A 10,420-nucleotide genomic window follows, 5' to 3' on the forward strand; every position below is an offset into this window, starting at 1 on the left:
ATTAGTGGTTAACCGCCCCGCTCGCCCCCAGGCCAGTCTGCGAACGCACAAACTGCGGGAAGTAGAGCGCACGTTCCTTGTCTGCCGCCGCCGATTTGTCGGTGATGGAGAAGAACCAGATGCCGATGAACGCAATGATCATCGAGAACAGTGCCGGGTACTCATAAGGGAAGATGGCTTTTTCATGGTGCAGGATCGAGACCCAGATGGTCGGGCCCAGGATCATCAGGCCAACCGCACTGATCAGGCCCAACCAGCCGCCGATCATGGCGCCACGGGTGGTGAGGTTTTTCCAGTACATGGAAAGCAGCAACACCGGGAAGTTACAGCTGGCCGCAATGGAGAACGCCAGGCCGACCATGAACGCGATGTTCTGGCTTTCGAACAGGATGCCCAGGCCGATAGCCAGCACGCCCAGGGCGATGGTGGTGATCTTCGAGACGCGAATCTCATCCTTGTCGTTGGCCTTGCCTTTCTTGATCACGCTGGCATACAGGTCATGGGACACCGCCGACGCACCGGCCAGGGTCAAGCCGGCAACCACTGCGAGGATAGTGGCGAAGGCCACGGCCGAGATGAAGCCCAGGAAAATGCTGCCACCCACCGCGTTGGCCAGGTGCACCGCCGCCATGTTGTTACCGCCCAGCAACGCGCCTGCCGCGTCCTTGAACGCCGGGTTGGTGCTGACCAGCAGGATCGCGCCGAAGCCGATGATGAAGGTCAGGATGTAGAAGTAACCAATGAAGCCAGTGGCATAGAACACGCTCTTGCGGGCTTCTTTAGCGTCGCTGACGGTGAAGAAGCGCATCAGGATGTGCGGCAGGCCAGCGGTACCGAACATCAGCGCAAGCCCGAGGGAGAACGCCGAGATCGGGTCTTTTACCAGGCCGCCAGGGCTCATGATCGCTTCACCTTTAGGGTGAACCTTGATCGCCTCGGAGAACAGGACGTTGAAATCGAAGTTGACGTGCTTCATCACCATCAACGCCATGAACGACGCGCCGGACAACAGCAGCACCGCCTTGATGATCTGTACCCAGGTGGTTGCCAGCATGCCGCCGAACAACACATAGAGCACCATCAGGATGCCCACCAGGATCACCGCCACATGGTAGTCCAGGCCGAACAGCAGCTGGATCAGCTTGCCCGCCCCCACCATCTGCGCGATCAGGTAGAACGCCACCACCACCAGCGAACCACAGGCCGAGAGGCTGCGGATCTGGGTTTGCCCGAGGCGGTAGGACGCCACGTCGGCAAAGGTGTACTTGCCCAGGTTACGCAGGCGCTCGGCGATCAGGAACAGGATGATCGGCCAACCCACCAGGAAGCCGATCGAGTAGATCAGGCCGTCATAACCGGAGGTATATACCAGCGCGGAAATCCCCAGGAAGGACGCCGCCGACATGTAGTCACCGGCAATCGCCAGGCCATTCTGGAAACCGGTGATCTTGCCGCCGGCCGCGTAATAGTCGGCCGCCGACTTGTTGCGCTTGGACGCCCAGTAGGTGATGCACAGAGTGGCACCGACAAACGCGATGAACATCACGATGGCGGAGACGTTCAGCGGTTGCTTGTGCACTTCACCGGTCAATGCGTCCGCCGCCCAAACGGCCGGAGCAAACAGCGAAGCGCCGAATACAGCCAATAGACGCCGGATCATTGCGCAGCCTCCTTGAGAATCGCATTGTTCAGGTCGTCAAATTCGCCGTTGGCCCGGCGCACATAGATGCCGGTCAGGATGAAGGCGGACACAATCAGTCCGACGCCCAGGGGAATGCCCCAGGTAATCGAGGAACCAGGGCTGAGCTTGGCCCCCAGTATTTGTGGCCCGTAGGCGATCAACAGGATGAAAGCGGAGTAAAGCCCTAGCATGATTGCCGAGAGTATCCAGGCGAATCGTTCCCTTTTTCTCACCAGCTCCTTGAAACGCGGGCTGTTTTGAATCGAGAGGTAAATGCTGTCGTTCATTGTTTTTATCCTCGCAGCACAGCTTTTTATTATTTTGGAACGTATCCACTGTATGCGGCTGCCGTAGAGGTTCCAGACGACCTTAGTAGTAGATGGAGATCGCCACTTCGCAAGTTTTGCGGCCAACAAATAAACAACAGCCGGAATACAGACAAAAATGTGGGAGCGGGCTTGCCCGCAAATGCAGTGGTTCAGTCGACTTATGCATCGACTGACACACTGCATTCGCGGGCAAGCCCGCTCCCACATTAGGTTTGCGGCGTAATTTCTACAGATTAACGGTTACTTACCGGTCCACTCCGCTACACGCTCAGGGTGCTTGGCCACCCAATCCTTGGCTGCGGCATCAGGCTTGGCGCCTTCCTGGATCGCCAGCATGACTTCGCCGATTTCATCCTTGGAGGCCCACTGGAATTTTTTCAGGAAGGCTGCGACTTCCGGCGCTTTCTTCTCCAGGCCCTTGCTGCCGATGCTGTTGACGGTTTCCGCTGCACCGTAAACGCCTTTCGGGTCGTCGAGGAAACGCAGTTTCCACTTGGCGAACATCCAGTGTGGCACCCAACCGGTGACCGCGATGGATTCCTGCTTGTCTTCGGCACGGGTCAGTTCGGCGATCATCGCCGCGCCCGAACTGGCTTGCAGTTTATAGTCGAGGCCGTACTGCTTGATGGCTTCGTCGGTCTTGAGCATCACGCCTGAACCGGCGTCGATGCCGACAATCTTGTTCTTGAAGGTGGTGTCGGTCTTGAGGTCTTCAATGGACTTGGCCTTGACGTACTCCGGCACGATCAGGCCGATTTTCGCATCCTTGAAGTTGGGGCCGTAGTCGACCACCTTGTCCTTGTTCTTGGCCCAGTACTCACCGTGGGTCACTGGCAGCCAGGCGGAGAGCATGGCATCGAGTTTGCCGGTGGCCACGCCTTGCCACATGATCCCGGTGGCGACTGCCTGCAGCTTCACGTCATAACCGAGCTTTTCCTTGATCACTTCCGCCGCCACGTGGGTGGTGGCCACGCTGTCGGACCAGCCATCCACATAGCCGATGCTCAGGGTTTTGCTGTCGGCGCTGGCCAGTGTGGAGCTCATCGCAACTACCAGAGTGGCAGCTGCGCCCAAGAGTCGTCGCATCTTCATAGTACTTCCCCGAAAGTGCTGCGCCCGACGGATGCCGAGCGACGTCAACCTAGTTGTTATGTGGTGCACCGCGCCCCCTTCACGCGCATCGATCCGGCTGCTGCCACATCAGTGGAGTGCTGACCCTTTGATCATCAACCTGACGGGGCTTGGAACCTGCTCTGCCTGCGACCTCAGGTAAGCAAGAAACGACATCACAACGCCAGCAGGACGTTTTGTAGGATATGGCGTCAAAATCCCGCCCGAACTTTGCATGTCAAAATTATGCTGCCCCACTGGGACGGGGCAAATCCGGGTAAGATGCGCGCCTTTGCTCTTCCAGATAAGCCGACCATGCCCGCGACTGCCCGCTTCCCCGCCCTGCCCTATTTCCTCGCCTTTGCCCTCGGCCTGCTGGCCCTCGTCGGTTACTGGTACGGCCTCGGCCGGCCCGTGGTGCTGCCGGACGTCGCCAGCGCCAGCCACAAGATGCAATGCGCGTCCTACACGCCCTTCGACAAAGACCAATCGCCATTCGACCAGCCATTCAAGCTGCGCTCCGAGCGCATGGACGCCGACCTGGCCTTGCTGGCCACCCGCTTCGAATGCATTCGCACCTATTCCATGACCGGCCTGGAAGCCCTGCCCGAAATGGCACGCAAGCATGGATTGAAACTGATGGCCGGCGCCTGGGTGAGCAGCGACCCGGTAGCCACCGAGAAAGAAATCGACGAACTGATCACCTCTGCCAACGCCAACCCAGATGTGGTGACCGCCGTGATCGTCGGCAACGAAGCGTTGCTGCGCAAGGAAGTCACCGCCAAGCAGCTGGTGACCCTGATCCATAAAGTCAAAAGCCACATCCAGCAACCGGTGACCTACGCCGACGTGTGGGAGTTCTGGCTGCAACACCCGGAAATCGCTCCGGCCGTAGACTTCCTCACCATCCACCTGCTGCCGTACTGGGAGGATGACCCGTCGGGCATCGACCAGGCCCTCAAGCATGTGGGCGATGTGCGCCAAACCTTCGGCAACAAGTTCGCACCCAAGGACGTGCTGATCGGCGAAACCGGCTGGCCCAGCGAAGGCCGCCAGCGTGAAACCGCCGTGCCGAGCCGCGTCAACGAGGCCAAGTTCATGCGCGGTTTCGTGGCCATGGCCGAAGCCAACGGCTGGCACTACAACCTGATCGAAGCCTTCGACCAACCCTGGAAGCGCGCCAGCGAAGGTGCCGTCGGTGGTTACTGGGGCCTGTTCGATGCTGATCGCCAGGACAAAGGCATCCTCGCCGGCCCGGTGAGCAATGTGCCGTACTGGCCGCTGTGGCTCGGGGTGGGCGGGCTCATCCTGCTCGGCACGCTGGCGCTCGGCGGTTGCGTGCGCAGCAAGCGCTCGGCATTCCTGCTGCCGCTGCTCGGCGCCGTTGCGGCCTGCTCCATCGGCACCTGGGCGGAACTGACCCGTGTGACTGCACGCTTCAATGACGAATGGGTGTGGGCAGGCTTGCTGGTGCTGTTGAACCTGCTGGTACTCGCTCACGCTGCCTTGTCCCTGAGTGCCCGGGAAGGTTGGCGTGGACGCGCATTCAACTGGCTGGAACAGCGCGCCGGTTGGCTGGTGGCGATCGCCGGGTTTGCCGGTGCGGTGATGATGCTGGCGTTGGTGTTCGACCTGCGCTACCGCAGCTTTCCGAGTGCGGCCTTGGTATTACCGGCGCTGGTGTACCTGGTGCGTCCGGTAACCGGGCCGCGTCGGGAAATTGCGCTGCTGGCCTTTATCATCGGTGCCGGCATTGCGCCGCAGTTGTACCGAGAAGGCCTGTTGAACCAGCAGGCGTGGGGGTGGGCGGTGGTCAGCGTGTTGATGGTTGCAGCGTTGTGGCGTTGCTTGCGAGTGCGCAAGGCTTAAACCTAACCTGTGGCGAGGGAGCTTGCTCCCGCTGGAGTGCGAAGCGCTCCCAAGATTTTGGGGCCGCTGCGCAGCCCAGCGGGAGCAAGCTCCCTCGCCACATAGGGATAATCAGGCTGCCCGTGGCTTCCTGACCAACCGCAACCCCGCAATCACCACCGCAAACACCGCAAACGTGGTGTTGTACAACGCCAGCGCCGGCAGGCCGAACAGCATCCCCAGCACCGCCAGCCCCCAGCCCGCACGGCCCGGCACGAAGAACGCCAGCACCGCCGTGACCAGCGCCGCCCAGCCCATCACCTTGAAGTGGATCATCAGGCCCAGGTTCGAGCGCAGTTGGCATTCCCAGCGGCTGGCCTCATCGGCGCAGATGCCGACCCATTGACCGTCCTCCATGAAGCCATAACGTGCGCCATAACTGGCGGCCAGCCATAAAGGCAGGGCAATCAGCAGCAGGATCCAGGGTAAACGACGGGACATTGGGGCACTCCGATAGGCAAAAACGGCGCTCAGCTTAATGCCCCGGTGGCCGTTGGCAAGGCGCATACACACAATTAGTGTTCACCAACGCGTGGCAAAGTGTATCGTCTGGCTACTATTACCCTGAATCCGACGTTTTTTCCGACTTTTCGTGCCGAGTGCTGGCACTTCGGCGACAGCGCGGTGGTCATAGCCTGCGAACATCTTTCAGCACGTTTCCTCTTAGGGATTAAGTCATGCTCCGTTCCTTGCGCTGTGCTGCCCTGCTGGGCAGCCTTTTTCTGAGTGCGTCAGCACTGGCGGTCGACGTCGACCAAGCCACCTATGGCTTCCCTTTGACCAACCCGTTCGAAGCGACCATCGCCACCACCCCGCCGGACTTGCGGCCCAAGCTGCCGAGTGACGACGAGATCAACCAGTCCGACTACAGCCTGACGATGCGCCCCGAGCGCGAGTTCAGCCTGCCGGACAACTTCTGGGCGGTGAAAAAACTCACCTACCGCATCGCCAAGCAGGATCACGCCGCGCCGCTGATCTTCCTGATCGCCGGCACCGGTGCGCGCTTTGACAGCAGCATCAACGAATACCTGAAAAAGCTGTATTACCAGGCCGGCTACCACGTGGTGCAGCTCTCGTCGCCCACCAGCTTTGACTTCATCAGCGCCGCCTCGCGCTTCGCCACCCCGGGTATCACCCAGGAAGACGCCGAAGACATGTACCGCGTGATGCAAGCCGTGCGTGCACAGAACGCCTCGCTGCCGATCACCGACTTCTACCTCACCGGCTACAGCCTGGGCGGCCTGGATGCGGCGTTTGTCAGCAAGCTGGACGAAACCCGCCGCAGTTTCAACTTCAAGAAAGTGCTGCTGCTGAACCCGCCGGTCAACCTCTACACCTCGATCACCAACCTCGACAAGCTGGTGCAGACCGAGGTCAAGGGCATCAACAACACCACCACCTTTTATGAGCTGGTGCTGAACAAGCTGACCCGCTACTTCCAGCAGAAGGGCTACATCGACCTCAACGACGCCCTGCTCTACGACTTCCAGCAATCCAAGCAGCACCTGACCAACGAACAGATGGCCATGCTGATCGGTACCTCGTTCCGCTTCTCGGCGGCCGACATCGCCTTTACTTCGGACCTGATCAACCGTCGCGGCCTGATCATCCCGCCCAAATACCCGATCACCGAAGGCACCAGCCTCACGCCATTCCTCAAGCGTGCGCTGCAATGTGACTTCGACTGCTACCTCACCGAGCAAGTGATCCCGATGTGGCGCGCCCGCTCCGATGGCGGCAGCCTGTTGCAACTGGTCGATCAGGTCAGCCTGTACGCCCTCAAGGACTACCTGCACAACAGCCCGAAAATCGCCGTCATGCACAACGCCGACGACGTGATCCTGGGCCCTGGCGACCTCGGCTTCCTGCGTAAAACCTTCGGCGATCGCTTGACCGTCTACCCGCTGGGCGGCCACTGCGGCAACCTCAATTACCGCGTCAACGCCGACGCCATGCTGGAGTTCTTCCGTGGCTAAATATCTTCTGCTGCTCGCCGCCCTGATGTGCGCAGGCGTGGCCAATGCCGACAACAGCAAGGCCCATGAACCGGTCAAGGTCGACGCCGATGGCTTCAAGGAGCCGCTGTCCAAGCTCAAGTTCAACCCGGGCCTGGACCAACGTGAGTTCGAACGTTCCTCGCTGACTGCGCTTAACGTCTACGACCCGCTGGAGTCGTGGAACCGCCGCGTGTACCACTTCAATTACCGCTTCGACCAATGGGTCTTCCTGCCGGTGGTGGACGGTTACCGCTACGTCACGCCGAGCTTCCTGCGCACGGGCGTGAGCAACTTCTTCAATAACTTGGGCGACGTGCCCAACCTGTTGAACAGCCTGCTGCAGCTCAAGGGCCACCGCTCCCTGGAAACCACCGGGCGCCTGCTGCTCAACACCACCATCGGCATCGCCGGCCTGTGGGACCCTGCCACCGCCATGGGCCTGCCGCGCCAGAGCGAAGACTTCGGCCAGACCCTGGGCTTCTACGGCGTCCCCGGCGGCGCCTACCTGGTGCTGCCGATCTTCGGCCCGTCGAACCTGCGCGACACCACCGGCCTGGTCGTCGACTACGGCGCAGAAACCGAGATCAACTTCCTCAACGTGTCCAAGGTCAGCGAAAACCATCCAGAAATCTGGGCCCTGCGCGCCGTGGACAAGCGCTACCAGACCAGCTTCCGCTATGGGCAGATGAACTCGCCGTTTGAGTATGAAAAAGTGCGGTACATCTATACCGAGTCGCGCAAGTTGCAGATTGCCGAGTAAACAACGCCCACAAAAAAGGCCATTCGATTGAATGGCCTTTTTTATTGCGGCGTGGATCGTTCCCGCGCGTGGCGTGGCAACGATCAACATCAGCCCTTCGCGGCTTGCCATACCTTGCCAATTACTTGAACGACGACCAATACCGCCGCCCCTGCAATCACTCCCGCCACGCCATTGAGCAGCGTCGGCATCAACCAGGCCACCCCACCCGCGCCCTGGCTGACCGTCTCGATCCAGTGATGCACCACCGGCACACCATGGGTAAGGATGCCACCGCCCACCAGGAACATCGCCGCCGTACCAATCACCGACAGGCTCTTCATCATGTACGGGGCCGCGCGCAAGATTGCGCCGCCGATACGGCGCGCCATCTCGCCAGGCTTCTGCGTAAGCCACAGGCCCAGGTCGTCCAACTTGACGATGCCGGCCACCAGCCCATAGACGCCGATGGTCATGACAATGGCGATGCCCGACAGCACAACCACCTGCTGCATCAACGGCGCGTCCGCCACCGTGCCCAGGGTGATGGCAATGATTTCGGCAGAGAGAATGAAGTCCGTGCGAATCGCGCCTTTGATCTTGTCCTTTTCAAACGCCACCAGATCGGTCGCCGGATCGGCCACGGCGTCGACCAACTGGGCATGGTCAGCCTTGTCTTCGCTCTGGCTGTGCAGAAATTTATGCGCGAGCTTCTCAAAGCCTTCAAAACACAGGTACGCCCCGCCCAGCATCAACAACGGCGTGACCGCCCAGGGTGCAAACGCACTGATCAACAAGGCGGCCGGCACCAGGATCAGCTTGTTGACAAACGACCCCTTGGCCACCGCCCACACCACGGGAATCTCCCGCTCGGCGCGTACGCCTGAGACCTGCTGGGCATTGAGCGCCAAGTCATCGCCCAACACCCCAGCGGTTTTCTTGGCCGCCATTTTGGTCATCAACGCCACATCGTCGAGCACGGCGGCGATGTCATCGATCAATACCAACAAGCTGCTTCCTGCCATGATTCGGGCTTCCTGCGTTTAAAGTGCCGCGAATATACCGCGAGCACGGTGACGGAACATAGATATCCGGTCAGGCCGCTGTGCTCTTGCTTTTGATTTTGATCTTAGGCGCCCCGTCAAACACGCTGGCCGGAATTTGGCAGGGATTTGGGGGGTAAACCGGCAGGGATGCCGGTTTAGCCACCCCGCGCCATGGATGGCGCGTGGCGGCGCCCCCCAAATCACTGTCGAATTACGGGCACACCGAGCCTAAGCGAGGTGCCGAGTGTTGGGGCGAAGACCTTTTGCTTACTTTTGGGTCTCTCCAAAAGTGAGCCGCTGTAAGAGCGGAACCCTAAGCCGCCGTTACCGCAGCAATGGATATGTACTCCGACCAAAGATCCCTAGAGCCTGCCACATAGCCTTCGCGAGCAAGCCCGCTCCCACAGTTGGATCGAGTGGCGTCAGTAAGTCAGTGAACAATCAATAGACCGCTATCGCTGGCAAGCCAGCTCCCACATTTGAGTGTGGGTCCATCAGCAACATAGTGAGCCATCAGGGCTGCCAACCGCCCCCCAAACTCTGGATCAACGCCACACTCCCCTGGCTCAACTGCCCCTGCGTATCCCGCAGATTCTGCTCGGCCTGCAGCAACACCAATTGCTGGGTCAACACCGCCTCACGGCTCACCGTGCCCGCACGCAATTGCGCCTCCTGGCTGCCAAACAGTTGCTGATTACGCGCAAACACCTGCTGGAACGCATCCGCCTGCGCCTGCAGATGATTGATCGCCGACAAGTTGTCCTCGACGTTCTGCAACGCACTGAGCACCGTGCCACGGTAGTTGGCTGCAATCTGGTCATAACTCGCCTCAGCCTGCTTGACCGCCGCTTCTCGGGCGCCGCCATCAAAGATCGTCTCCGCCAACGCCGGCCCCAACGTCCAGATACGGTTAGGCAGCGAAAACAGGCCGCCCAACGCGCTACCGCGATAACCCAACGAAGCGGTCAGGTCCAGGGTTGGGAAAAACGCCGCCTCGGCCACACCAATCTTGGCGTTGGCCGCCGCCGCCGAACGCTCGGCCGCCACCACATCGGGCCGGCGTTGCAGCAAAGTCGACGGCAAGGTCCACGGCGGCCGGGGCACCACGAAGCTGAAGTCAGTACGCGGTGCCACGCTGAACTCACTGGGTGCCATGCCCACCAGCACCGCCAGGGCATGCTCATACTGCTCACGGTCGCGCAACGAGGTTTGCAGGTCGGCAATCGAGGTGGTCAGTTGGTCCTGGGCCACCAGCAACTGGTCGTTGGTCGCCACGCCCTGGGTGAACTGGGCCTGGATCATGTCCAGCAATTGCTGATTGATGGTTTGTTGTTGCTGCAGCAGGCGCACATCGATGTCCATCTGCCGCAACGCCAGGTAGTTGCTCGCCACGCTGGAACTGATGGACAACCGCACCCCGGCCAGCAATGCATCGGATTGCTGGGCGCTGGCCTGGCTCGACTCGATCCCCCGACGCACCTGGCCCCACAGGTCCGGCTCCCAACTGGCGGTGAGGGTGGCACTCACGCTGTTTTTCACCCCAGTGGACGTCGTGGCGGTGGAGGTGGTGCCGTCACCGCCCTCCCCCCGCGACCCCGACAGCCCCACAC

At 60.6% G+C, this 10,420-nt stretch carries 9 protein-coding genes; 3 read left to right on the plus strand and 6 right to left on the minus strand.

Annotated features, from left to right (window positions below; all coding sequences use genetic code 11):
• Nucleotide 1 precedes the first annotated feature (1 nt).
• The 3 genes from HX803_RS16960 to HX803_RS16970 form a co-directional block, all read right to left on the minus strand.
• Nucleotides 2–1,660 (minus strand): cation acetate symporter, encoded by a 1,659-nt coding sequence (locus HX803_RS16960; RefSeq protein ID WP_176996498.1) that lies wholly within the window; start codon nucleotides 1,658–1,660, stop codon nucleotides 2–4.
• The gene (locus HX803_RS16965; RefSeq protein ID WP_176996499.1) at nucleotides 1,657–1,968 is read right to left on the minus strand and encodes a DUF485 domain-containing protein; all 312 of its coding nucleotides are present in this window, start codon (nucleotides 1,966–1,968) and stop codon (nucleotides 1,657–1,659) included. Before HX803_RS16965 ends, HX803_RS16960 begins: the two co-directional genes overlap by 4 nt.
• Before the next feature lie 282 nt (nucleotides 1,969–2,250).
• Nucleotides 2,251–3,102, minus strand: a complete 852-nt coding sequence (locus tag HX803_RS16970) for a glycine betaine ABC transporter substrate-binding protein (RefSeq protein ID WP_016972152.1) — start codon at nucleotides 3,100–3,102, stop codon at nucleotides 2,251–2,253.
• A gap of 333 nt (nucleotides 3,103–3,435) precedes the next feature.
• Here HX803_RS16970 and HX803_RS16975 point away from each other — a divergent pair, with 333 nt between their 5' ends.
• Nucleotides 3,436–4,989 carry a glycosyl hydrolase family 17 protein gene (locus HX803_RS16975; RefSeq protein ID WP_178921966.1) on the plus strand — a complete coding sequence of 518 codons (1,554 nt, stop codon included), beginning with the start codon at nucleotides 3,436–3,438 and terminating at the stop codon, nucleotides 4,987–4,989.
• A gap of 111 nt (nucleotides 4,990–5,100) precedes the next feature.
• On the opposite strand, the gene HX803_RS16980 is transcribed toward HX803_RS16975, so the two are convergent.
• A complete protein-coding gene (locus tag HX803_RS16980) occupies nucleotides 5,101–5,469 on the minus strand; it encodes a hypothetical protein (RefSeq protein WP_178921968.1) in 369 nt (122 codons plus the stop codon).
• 236 nt (nucleotides 5,470–5,705) lie between these two features.
• Between HX803_RS16980 and HX803_RS16985 the strand changes: the two genes are divergently transcribed.
• Together HX803_RS16985 and HX803_RS16990 are read left to right on the plus strand one after the other, a co-directional pair.
• Nucleotides 5,706–7,004, plus strand: coding sequence for a serine/threonine protein kinase (locus HX803_RS16985; protein ID WP_178921970.1), 1,299 nt, complete (start codon nucleotides 5,706–5,708; stop codon nucleotides 7,002–7,004).
• A complete protein-coding gene (locus HX803_RS16990; RefSeq protein ID WP_178921972.1) occupies nucleotides 6,997–7,785 on the plus strand; it encodes a VacJ family lipoprotein in 789 nt (262 codons plus the stop codon). The genes HX803_RS16985 and HX803_RS16990 overlap by 8 nt, the downstream gene beginning before the upstream one ends.
• Nucleotides 7,786–7,874: 89 nt before the next feature.
• Here the strand turns inward: HX803_RS16990 and HX803_RS16995 are convergent, their stop codons facing one another.
• Together HX803_RS16995 and HX803_RS17000 are read right to left on the minus strand one after the other, a co-directional pair.
• Nucleotides 7,875–8,789 (minus strand): DUF808 domain-containing protein, encoded by a 915-nt coding sequence (locus HX803_RS16995; protein WP_178921974.1) that lies wholly within the window; start codon nucleotides 8,787–8,789, stop codon nucleotides 7,875–7,877.
• A gap of 534 nt (nucleotides 8,790–9,323) precedes the next feature.
• On the minus strand, nucleotides 9,324–10,420 hold a 1,097-nt coding region (locus tag HX803_RS17000), incomplete at its 5' end, for an efflux transporter outer membrane subunit (protein WP_178921976.1).

It is taken from the genome of Pseudomonas sp. P7548, from assembly GCF_013386585.1.
Lineage (GTDB): Bacteria > Pseudomonadota > Gammaproteobacteria > Pseudomonadales > Pseudomonadaceae > Aquipseudomonas.